The organism is Stenotrophomonas sp. ASS1 (assembly GCF_004346925.1).
Lineage (GTDB): Bacteria > Pseudomonadota > Gammaproteobacteria > Xanthomonadales > Xanthomonadaceae > Stenotrophomonas > Stenotrophomonas maltophilia_A.
Map to the genome: position 1 here is coordinate 1,286,132 of NZ_CP031167.1, position 18,957 is coordinate 1,305,088.

14 protein-coding genes are annotated in these 18,957 nt (G+C 67.7%); 8 read left to right on the top strand and 6 right to left on the bottom strand.

What is annotated here, in order from left to right:
• Window positions 1-66 precede the first annotated feature (66 nt).
• Window positions 67-1,482, bottom strand: a complete 1,416-nt coding sequence (locus MG068_RS05990) for a GGDEF domain-containing protein (RefSeq protein WP_132809633.1) — start codon at window positions 1,480-1,482, stop codon at window positions 67-69.
• 289 nt (window positions 1,483-1,771) lie between these two features.
• Here MG068_RS05990 and MG068_RS05995 point away from each other — a divergent pair, with 289 nt between their 5' ends.
• The gene (locus MG068_RS05995) at window positions 1,772-4,021 is read left to right on the top strand and encodes a TonB-dependent siderophore receptor (RefSeq protein WP_132809635.1); all 2,250 of its coding nucleotides are present in this window, start codon (window positions 1,772-1,774) and stop codon (window positions 4,019-4,021) included.
• 180 nt (window positions 4,022-4,201) lie between these two features.
• The gene (locus tag MG068_RS06000; RefSeq protein WP_132809637.1) at window positions 4,202-5,182 is read left to right on the top strand and encodes a cation diffusion facilitator family transporter; all 981 of its coding nucleotides are present in this window, start codon (window positions 4,202-4,204) and stop codon (window positions 5,180-5,182) included.
• Between the two features lie 38 nt (window positions 5,183-5,220).
• Here the strand turns inward: MG068_RS06000 and nfi are convergent, their stop codons facing one another.
• The gene (gene nfi, locus MG068_RS06005; RefSeq protein WP_132809639.1) at window positions 5,221-5,895 is read right to left on the bottom strand and encodes a deoxyribonuclease V; all 675 of its coding nucleotides are present in this window, start codon (window positions 5,893-5,895) and stop codon (window positions 5,221-5,223) included.
• A gap of 94 nt (window positions 5,896-5,989) precedes the next feature.
• Between nfi and gpmA the strand changes: the two genes are divergently transcribed.
• Together gpmA and MG068_RS06015 are read left to right on the top strand one after the other, a co-directional pair.
• Complete coding sequence (gpmA, locus tag MG068_RS06010; protein ID WP_004150217.1) at window positions 5,990-6,739, top strand: 2,3-diphosphoglycerate-dependent phosphoglycerate mutase; 750 nt, start codon at window positions 5,990-5,992, stop codon at window positions 6,737-6,739.
• Window positions 6,740-6,947: 208 nt separating this feature from the next.
• A complete protein-coding gene (locus MG068_RS06015; RefSeq protein WP_121503874.1) occupies window positions 6,948-9,041 on the top strand; it encodes a M13 family metallopeptidase in 2,094 nt (697 codons plus the stop codon).
• Window positions 9,042-9,133: 92 nt separating this feature from the next.
• Here the strand turns inward: MG068_RS06015 and MG068_RS06020 are convergent, their stop codons facing one another.
• The 4 genes from MG068_RS06020 to MG068_RS06035 all read right to left on the bottom strand — a co-directional run bounded on the left by MG068_RS06020 (window position 9,134) and on the right by MG068_RS06035 (window position 14,910).
• A complete protein-coding gene (locus tag MG068_RS06020; RefSeq protein WP_132809641.1) occupies window positions 9,134-9,751 on the bottom strand; it encodes an HD-GYP domain-containing protein in 618 nt (205 codons plus the stop codon).
• A gap of 46 nt (window positions 9,752-9,797) precedes the next feature.
• A complete protein-coding gene (mfd, locus tag MG068_RS06025) occupies window positions 9,798-13,262 on the bottom strand; it encodes a transcription-repair coupling factor (protein WP_132809643.1) in 3,465 nt (1,154 codons plus the stop codon).
• 149 nt (window positions 13,263-13,411) lie between these two features.
• A complete protein-coding gene (locus MG068_RS06030) occupies window positions 13,412-13,957 on the bottom strand; it encodes a GNAT family N-acetyltransferase (protein ID WP_004150340.1) in 546 nt (181 codons plus the stop codon).
• Window positions 13,958-14,052: 95 nt separating this feature from the next.
• Window positions 14,053-14,910: a 23S rRNA (adenine(2030)-N(6))-methyltransferase RlmJ gene (locus tag MG068_RS06035; RefSeq protein WP_024958156.1), complete on the bottom strand. Its 858-nt coding sequence runs from the start codon at window positions 14,908-14,910 to the stop codon at window positions 14,053-14,055.
• Between the two features lie 35 nt (window positions 14,911-14,945).
• On the opposite strand from MG068_RS06035, the gene creB reads away from it, so the two are divergent.
• The 4 genes from creB to MG068_RS06055 all read left to right on the top strand — a co-directional run bounded on the left by creB (window position 14,946) and on the right by MG068_RS06055 (window position 18,957).
• Entirely contained in the window at window positions 14,946-15,671 is a 726-nt protein-coding gene (creB, locus tag MG068_RS06040) for a two-component system response regulator CreB (protein WP_132809645.1), read from the top strand.
• A 3-nt stretch (window positions 15,672-15,674) separates the two neighbouring features.
• Complete coding sequence (creC, locus tag MG068_RS06045; protein WP_132809647.1) at window positions 15,675-17,135, top strand: two-component system sensor histidine kinase CreC; 1,461 nt, start codon at window positions 15,675-15,677, stop codon at window positions 17,133-17,135.
• 81 nt (window positions 17,136-17,216) lie between these two features.
• Window positions 17,217-18,536: a cell envelope integrity protein CreD gene (gene creD, locus MG068_RS06050; protein WP_032130265.1), complete on the top strand. Its 1,320-nt coding sequence runs from the start codon at window positions 17,217-17,219 to the stop codon at window positions 18,534-18,536.
• A gap of 10 nt (window positions 18,537-18,546) precedes the next feature.
• A complete protein-coding gene (locus tag MG068_RS06055) occupies window positions 18,547-18,957 on the top strand; it encodes a hypothetical protein (protein WP_132809649.1) in 411 nt (136 codons plus the stop codon).

The following is an 18,957-nucleotide window of genomic DNA, read 5'->3' on the forward strand; positions in this document are numbered from 1 at the left end:
CTGCGTGCGAAAAACCCCGCGGTGCGCGCGATAGTCGACCCGCGGTCGACTCTACCTGTCCTGCCGTCATCGCTGCAGTGCGCGCCGTCCCGGCGCTTCCTGCAGGTCCGCACTGGCCACCACCACGCGGTTGCGGCCGCTGCGCTTGGCCTCGTACATTGCCGCGTCGGCACGGGCCATCAGCCGCTCGTAGTCCGGATGGCCGTCGTGGCCGGCCACGCCGATGCTGGCGGTCAGTGCCAGCACCTGGCCGTTGGCCAGTGCCACCGGCGACTGTGCGATCTGCTGCCGCAGGCTCTCGGCGATCACGGTCGCCTGCGATTCGCTGGCAGCCACCAGTACCACCACGAATTCTTCGCCGCCATAGCGGAACAGGTAGTCGCTGCCGCGCGTGAGCTGGCCGAGCAGGCCGGCGACGTGCTGCAACGCGCGGTCGCCGGCATCGTGGCCGTGGCCGTCGTTGATTGCCTTGAAGTGATCCAGGTCGAGCAGCAGCAGCGAGAATGGTGTGCGGTTGCGTGTGGCCAGCTCGATTTCCCGGCGCAGCACGGTGGGCAGGAAGCGACGGTTGAGCAGGTTGGTCAGCGCGTCGCTGCCGGCATCCAGTTCGCCGATGCGCTCGAACAGCAGTGTCATCAGGGTGCGGATGGCGGCCAGGTCCTCGCGGATGGCCGGCAGCACCGCCAGTCGCTGCGCCGGAGCATCGCCGCTCGCGCGCTGCAGGTGGCCATCAATGCGGGCCATCAACTGGCCCACCTGCTGCGTTTCGCTGCTTTCGCCGAAGCTGGGGATGCCCTTGTGGGTGAACCACAGGCCGAACTCCGAGGTGGCCAGGCTGGCGTTGTCGCTGGCCTGCACGTGGCCGGCCAACGCGTAGAGCAGGGCGTTTTCCCAGTCCAGCAGCAGTGCGCGCTGGCGCTCGCGTTCGGTACCGACGTTCTGTACCAGCGAGAACAGTCGGTAGGCGGCGTCGGCACGGGTGGAGCGCTCGCGCGCGTGGGTGTAGGCCAGGGTCATGCCTTCCATGGCGATATCCATGATCGCGCTGAGGCAGTCGATGGCGGCGAATGCGGTGTCGCTGTCAGGCGCATCGTCGCGCAGGCGCACGAACAGTTCGTGCTTGAGCACGCGCGCACCGCGGGTAACCAGGTCGACCGGAATGCCGACGCGGGCGTGCACGTCGCCGATGATCCGCTGCGAGGCCACGGTGTTGGCGATGCCGCTGGCATCAGTGGTCAGCAGCTGCGCCAGCCAGCGCTGCATGGCCGGCTGCAGGCGCTGCTTGACCTGGTCGTGGGACAGGAAACGGCGCGCACGGGTGTCCTGCAGCAGTACTTCGTAAAAGCGCTGGGCCAGCGCGGGTGGGGCATCGGTAGCAGCGGCCTTGAGCAGCGCGGTGGCGGCAGGGCCGGCCTGCAGCAGACACTGCTGCCAGGCCTCGGCCAGCGGCTGGCTGGCATCGTCCAATTGGGGTGGTTCCACGTCGATCTCTGACTGCGTACGGCAAACCACGGGTATCGGCCGCGGCGGCATACGGTTGATGGCGGGTTAGCCGGCCAGTTTACGCGCGGTGCAGGGTTGCACGGTGCGCAAACCACATCGGCGCCGCTGCGGCAATGAGTGAACGCATTTGAGAATCAATCGCATTGATGGGAGAATGCGCGCACGGAACGGGCTGCAGGTGCCTGCTGCAGGACTGCTCCGCCTCCCCCTCGTCGTTGCCTCAAGCCCTTTGCCAGAGGCCCCGTAGCCCTGCCAGAAGGTCCTGATCATGTCCCCTGCCGTTGTCCTTTCGCCGCGCCCGCTGGCGCTTGCCGTTGCCGCCCTGCTGGCCGGCAGCGCTCTGACCGCCCACGCCGAAACCGACGCCACCGATATCGACACGGTGCACGTCACCGCCTCGCAGATCGCGCGCCAGGCGCTGGGTACCTCCACCATCACCGCAGAGGACATCGCCAGGCGCCCGCCGGCCAACGACATCGCCGAGCTGCTGCGCACCATGCCCGGCGTCAACCTGACCGGCAACAGTGCCTCGGGCCAGTACGGCAACAACCGCCAGATCGATCTGCGTGGCATGGGCCCGGAAAACACCCTGATCCTGGTCGACGGCAAGCGCATCGGTGCGCGTGATGCCGTGCGCATGGGCCGCAGCGGTGAGCGCAATACCCGCGGCGATACCAACTGGGTGCCGGCGGAAATGATCGAGCGCATCGAAGTGCTGCGCGGCCCTGCAGCGGCACGTTATGGCTCGGGTGCTTCCGGTGGCGTGGTCAACATCATCACCAAGCGCCCGACCGGCGACCTGACCGGCGCGGTCGACCTGTATGGCCTGGTGCCCGAGCACAGCGCCGAAGGCGGCAGCGAGCGCGTCGGCCTGCAGCTGAGCGGGCCGATGACCGACACCCTGTCGTTCCGCCTGTACGGCAATCTCAACAAGACCGACGCCGATTCGCTGGAACTCAACCGTGACTTCGCGGCGAATCCGAACGCGGTGCCGCCGGCCGGTCGCGAGGGCGTCAAGAACCGCGATGTCAACGCGCTGCTGCGCTGGGACGTGACCGCCAACCAGGTGGTCGAATTCGAAGCCGGCACCAGTCGCCAGGGCAACATCTATGCTGGCGATCGCGCGGTCAGCACCACCGGTACCTCGACACCGATCGATCTGGGGGCGTTGGCCGAGCAGCAGGCCGAGACCAACCGCATGTACCGCAACACCGGCGCGATCACCCATCGCGGCCGCTGGGGTGATGTGACCTCGCGGGTAACGGCTGCAGTGGAGGCGGTGAACAACTCACGCATCAACGAAGGCCTGGCCGGTGGCCCGGAGGGCAGCTTCAACGGCACCGACTGGTCGACCTCGCGCCTGCGCAACTACCAGCTGGACGGCGAAGTCAGTTTCCCAACCACGCTGGGTGGTGCCGAGAACATCTGGACGCTGGGCTTTGAATACCTGGACAGCCGCCTGACCGACCCGTACTCGATGAGCCAGTCCAGCAGCAGCGGCGGCGGCATCCCGGGGCTGTCGGCCGATCGCGCACGCGGCAAGTCCGACGCGCAGACCACCGCCGTGTTCGTGGAAGACAACATCTACCTGGGCGAGCGCTGGATCGTCACCCCGGGCCTGCGCTTCGACCACCACAGCCAGTTCGGCAACAACACCAGCCCCAGCCTCAACGCGCAGTTCCGCATCAACAGCGACTGGGTGGTGAAGGGCGGTATCGCCCGTGCATTCAAGGCGCCGAACCTGTACCAGTCGAATCCGGACTACCTGTACTACACCCGGGGCAATGGCTGCCCGAATGCACTGCCGAGCCTGGGCGCCGGCTGCTACATGCGCGGCAACTCGGACCTGAAGGCGGAAACCAGCCTGAACAAGGAACTGGGTATCGAGTGGGCACCGCAGAGCGGCTGGCAAGCGTCGTTGACCTACTTCCACAACGACTACAAGGACAAGATCCAGGCCGGGTACAACCAGATCGGGCTGACCGCCGACACCAAGGGCCGCATCTTCCGCTGGGAGAACGCACCCAAGGCGATCGTGCAGGGTCTGGAAGGCAACCTGGTGGTCCCGCTGCTGGGTGAGCAGGGCAACCGCCTGAAGTGGAGCAACAACTTCACCTACATGGTAGAGAACGAGAACAAGAGCACCGGCCAGCCGCTGTCGGTGATTCCGAAGTACACCGTCAACACGATGCTGGACTGGCAGGCCACCGACAAGTTGTCGGTGCTGCTGACCGGCACCTTCTACGGCAAGCAGAAGCCGGCCACCACCAACATCAACAATGATCCGCGCTGCACCGGCACCTGCGATCCGTCGATCGCGCTGCAGGACCGTGGTGCGTACAACATCTGGGGCGTGAGCGCGCGCTACAAGGTGACCGAGACGGTCAGCTTCGGTTTCGGCGTCAACAACCTGGCCGACAAGCGCCTGTTCCGCGGGGCCAACAGCAGCGATGCCGGCGCGGCGACCTACAACGAGCCGGGCCGCGCGTACTGGGCCAGCCTGCGCTTCGGGTTCTGACCGCAGGCGGACGTCGGTCCGCTGCGTCCGCCAGGCGTGGCCTGGCGTTGCCGGCCGCGCTCCGGTAGCGCCGGGCCATGCCCGGTGAGGGACCGCGTGGCCTGCAATGTTATAAACACCGTGATAGTTTCCCAACGCCCTCCGGCGTAGCCTGCCTCCCATCGCAAAGGAGCTGTTGCCATGGGCCACGACCACGATCACCTGCCATCCGAGATCCGCCACGAGAAACCCTTGTGGTGGGCACTCGGCCTGACCTCCACCTTCCTCGTCGTCGAGGTGGTGGGCGCGTTCTGGACCAACAGCCTGGCACTGCTGTCAGACGCAGCGCACATGGCCACCGATGCGCTGGCGCTGATGATCGCACTGGTCGCGGTGCGGCTGAGCCGGCGCCCGCCGGACGCGCGCCGCACCTACGGCTATGCGCGCCTGGAAGCGCTGGGCGCGATGATCAACGGCGCGATGCTGTTCGTGGTTGCCGGCTATATCTTGTGGGAGGCCATTGGACGTTTCCGCGAGCCGCAGGAGATTGCCTCGTCGGGCATGCTGGTGATTGCCGCGGCGGGCCTGGTCATCAATCTGATCTCGATGCGCCTGCTGCAGGCCGGCAGCGGCGAGAGCCTCAACGTGAAGGGCGCCTACCTGGAAGTGTGGGCAGACATGCTCGGCTCGGTGGCCGTGATTGCTGGCGCGCTGTTGATCAAGTGGACCGGCTGGAAGCCGATCGACCCGATCCTGGCGGTGCTGATCGGCCTGTGGGTACTGCCGCGCACCTATGTGCTGATGCGCGAAGCGATCAACGTGCTGCTGGAAGGCGTGCCCAAGGGCATGGACGTGGCCAAGGTGCGCGACAGCCTGTCCGGCCACGCTGCGGTACTGGACGTGCATGACCTGCATGTGTGGGCGCTGGCCTCCAGCACCCCGGCGCTGACCGCGCACATCGTGATGCGCGACGGCACCGATGCCGATGCGCTGCGTCGTGATCTGGGCGGGCGCCTGCACGATGACTTCGGCATCGTGCACGTGACACTGCAGATCGAAGCGGACCACTGCGGCGAAGCCTGTGGTGAGCCGGCGCCGGCCAAGGCCGGCGAGCACGAGGGCCATGAAGGCCATGACCACGGCGAGGACGCGCAGGGCCATCGCGGTCACGTGCATCGTTGATTGAAATTGAGGGCCGTGCCGGGTGGTGCCCGGGGTGGCTATTCGTCCCGTCGCGAGGCCAGCCGGTCTGCCAGCCGCGTCGGCTCCGGCAGCCGGTAACCGCGCAGCGTGCGCCGTACCCAGTCCAGCGCGGTATCCGCACTGACCCGATGGCCGCCGGCCACGAACAGCGGTTTGCAGCGCAGCTTGCTGCGCAGCACCCAGCCCAGTTGCTCATCGCCATCCAGCAGCGGCGTATGCGCACCGGCCTCGGCGCCCGGTTCGACGAACCGGCCCACCAGTTTCGACTTGGCGACGCCGATGCTTGGCAGGTCGGTGACCACACCGAGGTGAGCGGCCACCCCCAGCCGGCGCGGGTGGCTGATGCCATGGCCATCGACGAACACCAGGTCCGGCGTGCGTGGCAGCAGCGCGAGTGCGGCCAGCAATGCCGGCAGCTCGCGGAAGCTGAGCAGGCCGGGGATATAGGGCATCACCGTGGGGATGCGCGCGATCTCCTGCGCCACGGGCTGCAGCGTTTCTGCGTCCAGCAGTACCGCCGCGGCGCGGGTGATGGCGCCATCGTCCTCGAAGCCGACATCCAGCCCGGCCAGCCAGCGCACGTTGCGTGGCAGCCGGTCCTGGCGCTCCACGCGGCCAGCCAGCTGGATCTGCTGCTTGCGTGCCGCAGCGACGCTGCCTTCCCAGCGCCCGGGGTCGATCACCGTATTCATTGGTCACAGCATCGCATGCGCGGTGCCACGGCCCGGTGAGCGGCGCCCGGGGCTACAATGGCGGCCTGCCTTTCCTCGCGTTGGAGACCCTGCAGTGACCCGTAAACTCGTACTGTTGCGCCATGGCCAGAGCCAGTGGAACCTGGACAATCGCTTCACCGGCTGGGTCGATGTCGACCTGACCGAGCAGGGGCGCCGGGAAGCGGCCGCCGCGGGTCGCCTGATGCGCGAGGAAGGCCTGCAGTTCGACGTCGCCCACACCTCCGTGCTGAAGCGTGCCATCCACACCCTGCAGGGTGCGCTGGCCGAGCTGGAGCAGGACTGGCTGCCGGTGAACAAGTCATGGCGCCTCAACGAACGCCATTACGGCGGCCTGCAGGGCCTGGACAAGGCCGAGACCGCCGCCAAGCACGGCGAGGACCAGGTCAAGGTGTGGCGTCGTTCGTATGACATCCCGCCGCCGGCCATGGACCTGGAGGATCCGGGCCACCCGATCCATGACCGTCGCTACGCTGGCCTGGACCGCAACGCGCTGCCGGGTACCGAATCACTGGCCACCACGCTGGACCGCGTGCTGCCGTACTGGCACGACGCCATCGCGCCGCAATTGAAGGACGGCAAGACCGTGCTGGTCACCGCCCACGGCAATTCGCTGCGCGCGCTGTACAAGTACCTCAACAACGTCTCGCGCGAGGAAATCCTCGAGCTGAACATCCCGACCGGCATCCCGCTGCTGTTCGAACTGAACGACGACCTGACGGTGAAGTCGTTCCGCTACCTGGGCGACCCGGAAGCAGCGCGCAAGGCCGCTGAAGCCGTGGCCAACCAGGGCAAGGCGAAATAAAACAGAAGGCCGGCGCAAGCCGGCCTTCGCTTTTTGTAGAGTCGAGCCATGCTCGAATGCTGTTGGCCTCTTGCCGCAAGGACAATAAACCCGGAACGGAGAGCAGTCGAGCATGGCTCGACTCTACATAAGCGCGTCCTGTGACCTTTGGCCGGTCCCACCGCAGGCCTCCCCGGCTACCCTGTGAAATTACCCGCAGGAGAGCCTCATGAACGTCCGCAACCTGGTCCCGCTGGGCCTGACCATCGCCATCGCTGCCTCGCTGGCGGCCTGTGGCAAGAATGAAACCGCGCCGGCGGCCAGCGCCGACGCCAAGCCGGCCTTCGACCTGTCGCAGATCAAGACGCCGCTGATCTCGCTCAACAGCGCCGACCTGGATCCGTCCATCTCGGCCTGTACCGACCTCAACGGCTTCGTCAACAGCAAGTGGCTGAAGGCCAACCCGGTGCCGGGCGACCAGACCACCTGGGGCAGCTTCGAGATCCTGCGCGAGCGCTCGCTGGAAGTGCAGCACGCACTGGTGCAGCAGGCCGCGGCCAGCCAGGCCAAGGCCGGCTCGGTGGAAGCCAAGATCGGCGACATCTGGAAGACCGGCAACGATGAAGCCAAGATCGAAGCCGCCGGCCTGGCGCCGCTGCAGCCGCAGCTGGACAAGATCACCGCGCTGAACGATACCGCCGCCATCACCCAGTACCTGCGCGACAGCCAGGCCGAGGGCAAGGGCGTGCTGTTCTCGCTGTTCGCCAATGCCGACTACAAGGATTCGGCCAACGTCATCGCCTACGTCGGCCAGGGCGGCCTGGGCCTGCCGGAGAAGGGCTACTACTTCGATGACGCGCAGGCCAAGATCCGCGACGCCTACGTGGCCTACATCGCGCAGGTGCTGACGCTGTCCGGCGTGGACGCGGCGCAGGCTGCCGAGCAGGCCAAGGCCGTGATGGCCTTCGAAACCCGTCTGGCCAAGGCCTCGATGTCGCGCATCGAAATGCGTGACCCGGCCAAGCGCTACAACCCGCTCAGCGCGGCTGACGCCGACAAGCTGACCCCGAACTTCAGCTGGACCGCGCTGTTCGACACCCTGAAGGTGCCGGCCGCGCAGAAGTTCTCGCTGGCGCAGCCGGGCTTCTTCGGTGAAATGGACAAGATGCTCGCCGATGTGCCGGCCAGCACCTGGCAGGCCTATCTGCGCTTCCACACCATCGACGACGCCTCGCCGTACCTGAGCAGCCAGTTCGAGAAGGCCAACTTCGATTTCTATGGCACCACCCTGCGTGGCCAGAAGGAAATGCAGCCGCGCTGGAAGCGCGTGCTGGAGTCGGTCAACGGCGGCATGGGTGAAGCCCTGGGCCAGCTGTACGTCGACGCCGTGTTCCCGGCCGAATCCAAGGTGGCCATGCAGCACCTGGTGGAGAACCTCTCGGTGGCGCTGAAGGCGCGCCTGGAGCAGCTGCCGTGGATGGGCGAAGAGACCAGGAAGAAGGCGCTGGAGAAGTGGGCCAGCTTCACCCCGAAGATCGGCTACCCGGACAAGTGGCGTGAGTGGACGGGCCTGCAGACCAACGGTGACAGCTACCTGGGCAACATGCAGGCTGCGCGCGCGTTCAACTATCGCTACATGCTGGACAAGATCGGCAAGCCGGTGGACAAGACCGAGTGGGGCATGACCCCGCAGACCGTCAACGCCTACTACAACGCCACCAAGAACGAGATCGTGTTCCCGGCCGCCATCCTGCAGGCGCCGTTCTTCGACGCCAAAGCCGATCCGGCGCTGAACTACGGCGGCATCGGTGCCGTCATCGGCCACGAGATGATGCACGGCTACGACGACTCGGGCAGCCAGTTCGCTGCCAACGGCAACTTCGACAACTGGTGGACCGACGCCGACCGCAAGGCCTTCACCGAACGTACCGACCAGCTGGTCGCGCAGTTCGATGGCTATGAATCGGTGCCGGGCGTGTTCGTGAAGGGCAAGCTGACCCTGGGTGAGAACATCGGCGACCTGGGCGGCTTGACCGTGGCCTACGACGCGTTGCAGATGGCGCTGAAGGAAGATCCGAAGGCGAATGTCGAAGTCGATGGTCACAGCCAGGACCAGCGCTTCTTCATGAACTGGGCCACCGTGTGGCGCCGCAACTTCACCGACGGTGAGCTGCGCGTCCGCCTGAACACCGACCCGCACGCGCCGGCCAACTTCCGTGCCAACGGCGCGCCGTCGAACATGCCGTCGTATGCCGCTGCGTTCCAGTGCAAGGCCGGCGACGCGATGGTGCGTGCCGACGACAAGCGCGTGGTGATCTGGTAATCGATCGCACGTGATGCGTGATGCAGAAGGCCCGGCGAATGCCGGGCCTTTTGTTTGTCTGATCGGAGGCGCCGGGCCATGCCCGGCGGATCTCAGGCCAGCGCTGGTTCCTGCGCCAGCATGCGATGGAAGCGCTGCAGCACATAGGGATCGATCAGGCCGCCGGACTGCTCGTCGATGATGCGCAACGCAGTCTCGCGTTCCATCGCTGCGCGGTAGGGGCGCACGCTGGTCATGGCATCGTAGGCATCCGCAACGGTGACGATGCGTGAGCCCAGCGGAATGCTCTCGCCACGCAGGCCGTCGGGATAGCCGCTGCCATCGAACGCTTCATGGTGGGCGCGAATCAGCCGCGCGACCGGTGCCGCATCGCTGCGGCCGGTGGCCAGGAAGATGTGTTCGCCGCGCACCGGATGCTCGCGCATGATCGCGCGTTCCTCGTCGGTGTGCCGGCGCGGTGTCAGCAGTACATCGTCGGGAATGCCGATCTTGCCGATGTCATGGAAGCGCGCGGCCAGGGCGATCTGCGAGCAGGCATCGTCATCGAGATCGCAGTGCGTGGCCAGGCGCTGCGCGAGCAGGCCAACGCGGTCGCAATGGTGGCGGGTGTAGGCGTCGCGCATCTGCAGCGACATCGAGAGGGCATCGATCAGGCAGGCCTGTGCGTGCAGCAGGTCGGGGGCGGGTACGGCGTCAGGAAACATGGTCATCCGCCCGCACCGGGTGGGGACCGGTGCGGGGTGTTCGGGGGGGCGATCAACCCGGGGCGAGGGTGGTCAGAAGGGCGCGGGCCGCATTGAAGCGGTCTTCCGGCAACGGCAGCGGGTGCTTGATGCGCAGCTTGTCAGGCCCTTCCATGGCGTAGAGATTGGGTTGTTTCTGGATCAGCTGGATCACCGCCATCGGGTCGATGTTCGGCTTGGACTCGAACACGATGCGGCCACCGTTCTCGCCCAGGTCCAGCTTGCGGATGCCGAGGGTGTTGGCCTTCAGCTTCAGCTCGGCGATGGCGAACAGGTGCTTGGCCGCATCCGGCAGCAGGCCGAAGCGGTCGATCATCTCCACCTGCAGTTCGCGCAGCGCATCACTGTCGCGCGCGCTGGAAATGCGCTTGTACAGGGTCAGGCGGGTGTGCACGTCCGGCAGGTAGTCTTCTGGAATCAGCGCCGGCACATGCAGCTCGACCTCGGCACCACGCACTTCTTCGCCGGCATCCAGGTCGGGCAGCGTGCCCTGCTTGATGCTGCGCACCGCGCGCTCCAGCAGCTCGGTGTACAGGCTGAAGCCAACCTCGGCCATCTGCCCGCTCTGGTCCTCGCCGAGCAGTTCACCAGCACCGCGGATCTCCAGGTCGTGCGTGGCCAGGGTGAAGCCGGCGCCGAGTTCGTCCATCGAGGCGATCGCTTCCAGGCGCTTCTCCGCATCCGGGGTGATCGAACGACGATCAGGTGCCACCAGGTAGGCGTAGGCGCGGTGGTGCGAACGACCGACACGGCCGCGCAGCTGGTGCAGCTGGGCCAGGCCGAAGCGGTCGGCGCGGTTGATGATGATGGTGTTGGCGTTGGGGATGTCGATGCCCGACTCGATGATCGTGGTCGACAGCAGCACGTTGAAGCGCTGCTTCTGGAAATCCAGCATCACCTTTTCCAGCTCGCGCTCGGGCATCTGCCCGTGGGCGATGCCGATGCGCGCCTCGGGCACCAGCTCGGACAGCTCGCGCTGCATGCGGCCGATGCTTTCCACGTCGTTGTGCAGGAAGTACAGCTGGCCGCCGCGTGCCAGCTCGCGCTGGAAGGCTTCGCGCAGCAGCGCGTTGTCCCACTGGGTGATGAAGGTCTGCACCGCCAGCCGGTTCGGCGGCGGCGTGGCGATGATCGACAGGTCGCGCAGGCCGGCCATGGCCATGTTCAGCGTGCGCGGGATCGGCGTGGCGGTCAGGGTCAGCAGGTGCACGTTGGCGCGCAGCGCCTTCAGCGCTTCCTTCTGGCGCACGCCGAAGCGCTGTTCCTCGTCGACGATGACCATGCCCAGGTCCTTGAACTTCACGTCCGGCTGCAGCAGGCGATGGGTACCGACGATGACGTCGATGGTGCCGGCGGCGACCTTCTCCAGCTCGGCCTTGATTTCCTTGGTGGTCTTGAAGCGCGACAGCACCTCGACCTTCAGCGGGTAATCGGCGAAACGGTCGCGGAAGTTGCGGTAGTGCTGTTCGGCCAGCAGCGTGGTCGGCACCAGCACGGCCACCTGCTTGCCGGCACTGGCGGCGGCGAACGCGGCACGCACCGCCACCTCGGTCTTGCCGAAGCCGACGTCGCCGCAGACCACGCGGTCCATTGGCTGGCTGCTGGCCAGGTCGCGCAGGGTGGCGTCGATCGCGGCCAGCTGGTCCGGCGTTTCCTCGAACGGGAAACCGGCCGCGAACGGCTCGTACATCGCGCGGTCTACCTGCAGCGCCAGGCCAGCACGGGCCTGGCGGCGGGCCTGGATCTCCAGCAGCTCTGCAGCCACGTCGCGCACCTTCTCGGCGGCCTTGCGCTTGGCCTTGCTCCACTGTTCGCCGCCCAGCGAATGCAGCGGCGCGGTTTCCGCCGAAGCACCGGAGTAGCGGCTGATCAGGTGCAGCTGGGCGACCGGCACATACAGGCGGTCACCCTTGGCATATTCGATTTCCAGGAACTCGCCGGGCATGCCGCCGACGTCCATCGCAATCAGGCCGCGGTAGCGGCCGACGCCATGGTCCTCGTGCACGATCGGCGCACCCTCGGTCAGTTCGCCGAGGTCGCGGATGATCGCTTCCGGCTCGCGGCCGGCACGGCGCGTGCGGCGGGTGCTGCCGGCGCGCTCGGGGAACAGCTGGCGCTCGGTCAGCACCGCGATGCGCGGATCGTCCAGTGCGAAGCCATCCTCCAGCGGCGCCACCGCGATCGCGAAGCGCGCATCGTCGGCGAGGAAGCTGGGCAGGTCGGCCACCACCGGCGGCTTCAGCTCGGCGGCCTGCAGCACTTCCAGCAGGGCCTCGCGACGCCCGGGCGAATCGGCGGCGATCAGCACCCGGCCCGGATAATGGCCGAGGAAGGATTTCAGCGCGTCGCCAGCGGGGGCCTCGCGCGCGGCCACCGGCAGCGGCGGCAGCGGCTGGTCGCCTAACGCATGGGCATCGGCGATGCGCGCGTGGTCAGCCGACCACACTTCGATGCGCGGGGCATCGTTCAGGCGCTCGCGCAGCAGTTCCGGCGACAGGTACAGCGCCGACGGCGGCAGCAGCGGCCGTTCGACGTCGTGGCGGCGCTGCTCGTATCGCTCGCCGGTCTGCGCCCAGAACGCCTCGGCGGCTTCGCCGGCACCGGCGCAGACCACCGGCAGGCTGCCTTCGGGCAGATAGTCGAACAGGGTGGCGGTGCGTTCGAAGAACAGCGGCAGGTAATACTCGACGCCGGCCGGGGCCAGCCCGGATTTCAGGTCCTGGTACAGCGAACTGCGCCGGGTATCGACATCGAAGCGTTCGCGCAGCGTGGCCAGCACGCGGGCGATGCTGGCTTCGTCCATCGGCACTTCGCGGCCCGGCAGCATGTGCACCGCCTCGACCTTGTCCAGCGAGCGCTGGCTTTCCGGATCGAAGGCACGGATCGAGTCGATGTCCTCGTCCAGCAGCTCCACCCGCAGCGGCTCCTCGGCACCCATCGGGTACACGTCGAGCAGGCCGCCGCGCACCGCGAAGTCGCCCGGGTCCATCACCTGCGGCACGTTGCGGTAGCCGGCGCTTTCCAGGCGGCGCTTCTCGGTTTCCAGGTCCAGGCGCTGGCCGACCTTCAGGTCGAAGCTGCCACCGATCACATAGCTGCGCGGGGCCAGTTGCTGCAGCAGGGTCTGCACCGGCACGATCACCAGGCCGCGCTTCAGCGCGGGCAGGCGATGCAGGGCGGACAGGCGCTGCGAAATGATGTCCGGATGCGGGCTGAAGCGGTCGTAGGGCAGGGTTTCCCAGTCCGGGAAGGCAACCACTGGCAGGGCAGGGTCGCCGCCGAGCAGGGTGTGCAGGTCGGCTTCGAGCTGGTTGGCACCGTGGTTGTCACGGGCGATCACCAGCAGCGGGGCGTCGTGCGCACGCGCGGCCTGGGCCAGGTACCAGGCCAGGGCGGTCGGCGATGCGGGGGCGCGCCACCAGGCGCGGAGCTGGCCGGCGCGCGGCAGCGGCGGGGCGGGGTATGAGGTACGCGACATGGACCCCGGATTTTAGCAGAAGCCCGATCGAAGCCCGGCGAGTCGTGCCGGCCGTTGGCCGGCCGCCTCATGTGCCGTTGGGGTATCGGAATGCCGGCCAGCGGCCGGCACTACCGGGAGGCGTCGCCGGGCCGAGCCCGGCGCATCCGTCAGTTGTCCAGCTCCAGCACCATCCGCACCAGGCCTTCGGCACCGGTCGGGTGCGGCACCGGCTTGAAGCCCAGCGAGGCGGCCAGCTGCTTCATCGGCTCGTTCTCGGCGGCAACGTCGCCGTACAGGCGGTCCAGGTACTTGCCGCGGCCCCACTTCACCAGCTTGCGCATCAGCTGCCGGCCCAGGCCCTGGCCAATGAGGAAGCGGCTGATCAGGATCGCGTACTCGGCTTCACGGGTACCGGGGATGATCGAGGCCCGGGCGACCGCGCCGACCACCGCTTCGCCAGCGGGCAGGGATTCGGCAGCGACCAGGGTGATCTCGGTCTTGGGATTCGGGTGGGTCAGGCGCTGGGTGGTTTCCGGCGACAGCTCGGTCACCGCCTGCAGGAAACGATCACGGATTTCTTCCGGCCCGAACAGGCTGAACGCCGCTTGCAGCGGTGCGCCATCTTCCGGGCGGATGGGGCGGATCAGCAGCTCGTGGCCGCTGGGAGCCTTGAAGATCTCATGCCAGGGCGGCATGCGGTTGCGAGTGGCCATACCGGGTGATTCCTTGGTGGTCCATCGATTGTGGCATCACCGGGGCTGCATTCCGTGAACGAAAGGCTCACGGCGGTACAGCCTCGTGAAGGCCGTTATTCGGGTGCTTTGAGCCAATCCAGGCGGGTGCTGGCCCCGGGTTCACCCAGGTGCTGGCGCAGCGCCGGCAGGGCCGGGCCGACCACCCGGTCGAACTGCCAGGGCGGGTTGAGCAGCAGCATGCCGCTGCCGTTGAGGCGCAGCGGTGAGTCGTCCGGGCGCACCAGGAACTCGATCGTCATCGCCGATTTCACCGGCAGGGCGGTGGCCTTGCGCAGGAAGTGCAGGATGGTGCGGCGCTGCTTGATCGGGAACCAGACGGCACACGTGGCCTGCGGCCAGCGCGCCAGGGTTTCGGCCAGGGCGGCCAGAACGGCCTGGTATTCGGCGTCCTGGGCCTCGTAGGGCGGGTCGATCAGGACCAGGCCACGGCCGATCTTGCTGCCGTTGAACTTCGGCGGCAGCAGCGAACGCAGCAGCGCATAGCCATCGCCCGCCCGCACGTCGACGCGGCTGTCATGGGCGAACAGGGCCTTCAGCGTGGCCGTTTCGGCTTCCTGCAGCTCACAGACCGCCATGCGGTCCTGCGCGCGCATCGCTTGCGCGCTCAGCAGCGGCGATCCCGGGTAGTTGGTCAGGGCGCCCACCGGATTATCGGCCTGCACCGCCTTCAGATAGCGCTCGACCACCTCGGGCAGCTTGGGCTGGGCCATCAGCCGCATGATCCCGGATTCAGCCTCGAGGGTCTTGCGGCTCTCTTCGCTGGCCAGCAGGTAGCGGCCGGCGCCGCCGTGGGTGTCGAGCACGAAGAACGGGCTGTCCTTGCGCTTGAAGCTGTCGATCAGGGCCAGCTGCACGATGTGCTTGAGCACATCGGCGTGGTTGCCGGCATGGAAGGCGTGGCGATAGTTCATGGGCGGCAGTGTACGGGGCGGCGGCCGCAGCGGCTATGCTGCGCGCCATGACAGCTCCCGTTGCCCATGTCCTGGTGGTCGAGGACGAAGCCGCCATCGCCGAAACCGTGCTCTATGCGCTGCGCAGCGAGGGCTATGCCGCCAGTCACTGCCTGTTGGGCGGTGAGGCCCTGCAGCGGCTGCAGGACGGCGATATCGACGTGGTGGTGCTGGACGTGGGCCTGCCGGACCTGGGCGGTTTCGAGGTCTGCCGGCGGCTGCGTGCGCAGGCCGGGCCGGCGGCGCAGCTGCCGGTGATCTTCCTGACCGCGCGCAACGACGAAGTGGACCGCGTGCTCGGCCTGGAGCTGGGCGCCGACGACTACATGACCAAGCCGTTCTCGCCGCGCGAGCTGGTGGCGCGGGTGCGTGCACGCCTGCGCCGTGCGGCGCCGGTCGTCGCAGCGCCCAGCGCCGATGCGGGCTGGCAGGAGCATGGCGCGTTCGCCATCGACCGCGAGGGCCGGCGCATCCGCTTCCGCGGACAGTCGCTGGACCTGACCCGCTACGAGTACGCACTGCTGGAAGCATTGCTGCAGCGCCCGGGTGCCATCCTCAGCCGTGCCCAGCTGATGGACCGGGGCTGGGACAGCAGTGCCGACAGTGCCGACCGCACCGTCGACACCCATGTAAAGACGTTGCGCGCCAAGCTGCGCGCGGCCGGTGCCAGCGACGACCCGATCCGCACCCACCGTGGCCTCGGCTACGCGCTGGAGGTCTAGCCGATGCGCCTGGTACTGAAGCTGTTCCTCGGCTTCTTCCTGATCACCGGCATCGCCGCGTTCTTCGTGATGCGCGTGTTCGTCAACGAGGTGAAGCCCGGTGTGCGCCAGGCGATGGAATCGACCCTGGTCGATGCGGCCAACGTGCTGGCCGAGATGGCCGCCGCCGACGTCAAGGACGGCACCATCCGCAGCGGCAGCTTCACCCGCAACCTGGCCAAGGCGCGGCAGCGCGACCTGAAGGCGATGGTCTGGCGTTTCCCCAAGCGCTCGCTGGATTACCGGGTGACCATCACCGACGCCAAGGGCATCGTCATCTACGATTCGCTGGGCCGTGATCTCGGCCGCGACAACTCGCGCTGGAATGATGTCTACCGCACCCTGCGCGGTGAGTACGGCGCACGTTCCAGCCCCGAGATTGCCGGCGAAGAGGGCGATACGGTGATGCATGTGGCGGCGCCGGTGTACGACCCGGCCGACGGCCGCACGCTGATCGGCGTGCTCAGCCTGGCCCAGCCCAACCGCAGCATCGATCCGTTCATCGCCGCCAGCCAGCGCGCCATCATCGAGCGGGGTGCGTGGCTGATCGGGCTGTCGGCGCTGGTCGGCGTGCTGGTGACGATGTGGCTGACCACGGGCCTCGGTCAGCTCAGCCGCTATGCACGCGCGGTCAGCGCGGGCGAACCGGTGCCACCACCACGGCGCCGTCGCGACGAGATCGGCGATCTCGGCCAGGCGCTGGAAACGATGCGCCGCAAGCTGGAGGGCAAGGCCTACGTCGAGCAGTACGTGCAGTCGCTGACGCACGAGATGAAGAGCCCGCTGGCGGCGATCCGCGGTGCCGCCGAACTGCTGCAGGAGCCGCTGCCTGAAGCCGATCGCGTGCATTTCGCGCGCAGCATCGTCGACCAGCAGGAGCGGCTGACCGAGACCATCGACAAGCTGCTGGCGCTGGCCGAAGTGGAACAGCACGGCTGGCTGCAGACGCGTGACCCGATCGCGCTGCCGGCATTGCTGGCCGATGCGGCGGCGGCCGCGCAGGTGCGCGCGCAGGCGGCCGGCGTGCAGGTCCGCATCGGCAACGTGCCCGACCTGCGGGTGCAGGGCGACGGCTACCTGCTGCGGCAGGCACTGCACAACCTGATCGACAACGCGATTGCCTTCTCGCCAGCCGGCGCGGAGGTCGCGCTGCAGGCCGAGGTGGACGGGCAGGGCGTGCGCCTGCAGGTGGCCGACCGTGGCGCCGGCATTCCCGACTACGCGCGTGAGCGGGTGTTCGAGCGCTTCTATTCGCTGGCCCGCCCCGGCAGCGGGCGGCGCAGCTCCGGCCTGGGCCTGCCGTTCGTGCAGGAGGTCGCGCGCCTGCATGATGGGCGCGCCAGCGTGGATATCCGCGAGGGCGGCGGCACCGTGGCCAGCCTGTGGCTGCCGTTGAGTGCGCCGGGCCAGCGCCCGCGCCGCTGACTTCACACTCGCTTCAAATTCGCCACAAACCCTGCTCACTGCGGCGGTCCATCCTGCAGCCCTCTCCAACGAGGATGGACCATGAAATCCCTGAAGATGCTGCTGCGGTTCGCCATTGTCGGCGGGCTGATCCTGCTGCTGCTGGTGCCGCTGACGATGATCCGCGGGGTCATCAACGAACGTAGCGCGTACCGCGACGAGGCCTTCTCACGGGTGGCCGACAGCCGCGCCGGTGCACAGCAGCTGGTGGGCCCGGTGCGGGTGGTGCCGTGGGTGGAACGCAAGCAGGTTGAACTGGTCGACCCGCTGGGCGTCAAGAAGACCGAGGTGCAGGTCACCGAGGGGCACTGGCTGCAGATGCCGGCGTCGCTGGAGGTGGGCGGCGAGATGCTGCCGAGCCAGCGTGAGGTCGGCCTGTTCAAGGTGCCGGTATACAGCTGGAACGGCCAGATGAAGGCGACGTTCGCTGCAGACGACTATCCGGTGAAGGCCGGCCGCAGCTACGGCCAGCCGTATGTGGCGGTGGGCATTTCCGATGTGCGTGGCCTGGTCGGTACGCCGAACCTGCGCGTGGATGGCAAGCAGCTGCGCCTGCTGCCGGGGGTTGGTGCGGCCAGCGAGGTGGGGCGAGGCCTGCATGCGCCGGTGGCCGGTTTCGCCGCGGAACAGGGCGGTACGCTGGCTGCCAGCACTGTCGAACTCGAGCTGCGCCTGGATGGCAGCCGCATGCTGTCGGTGGTGCCGGTGGGCGATGACACCAAGATCGCACTGCGTTCGAGCTGGCCGCATCCGTCGTTCAGCGGCGCCTTCCTGCCCAACGAACGTCGCGTCGACGCACAGGGCTTCGATGCGCGCTGGGCGGTGTCTTCGCTGGCCTCCGATGCACAACGACAGCTGCGCAATGATGGTGCGGTCGAGTCGCAGGCGGTGACGGTGTCGCTGGTTGATCCGGTCGATGCCTACACCCAGGCCGACCGTGCCTCGAAATACGGCGTGCTGTTCGTGCTGCTCACCTTCGTCGGCTTCATCCTGTTCGAGCTGATCAGGTCACTGCGCATCCACCCGCTGCAGTACCTCATGGTGGGCCTGGCGCTGGCGATCTTCTTCCTGCTGCTGATCAGCCTGTCCGAGCACATCGCGTTCTGGAAGGCCTACCTGGTTTCGGCGGTGGCCTGTATTGGCCTGCAGGCGGTGTACCTGGCCAACGTGCTGGGCCACTGGAAGCGCGGCCTCGGCTTCGCTGCGCTGCTGACCGTGTTGTATGGCGCGCTGTATGGCCTGCTGGTGTCGGAGAACAACGCGCTGCTGATGGGTTCGCTGCTGCTGTTCGTGATCCTGGCGCTGGCGATGTGGGTGACCCGCCGGGTGGACTGGTACGCGCTTGGCGCGGAACTGAAGTAAGGAGCACGTCATGAGCTGGCGCCAGGGATTGCGGCAACGGGCACGGCAGGGCATTCCGGCCCTGCTGGAAGTGGATGCGCTGCTGCAGGCACATGGCGTGCTGGCGGCCCTGCCGGGGGCACGGATCGCCCCCGGTCTGGTCCGCTTCCAGCTGGCAGCGGTGACCTGCGAGGGATTGCAGGGCCAGGGACTGGCCTGGCTGCACGGCGCGCGGCAGGGACGCGGCGCGCTGGCTGGCCGGGTGCCGCACTACCGGCCATGGAAGGCCGGGGCGGAGGCGCTGGCCGAGATCGGCATCGGCGGCCTGCCCGAGGACTGGCCCGCGCATGCGGCGGTGTACGGCTGCAGCAGCATCGACCGGCGGCACTGGTTGCTGCTGCTGCCGGAACGGGCGCAGTTGTGGCTGGGATGGAGTGGATGA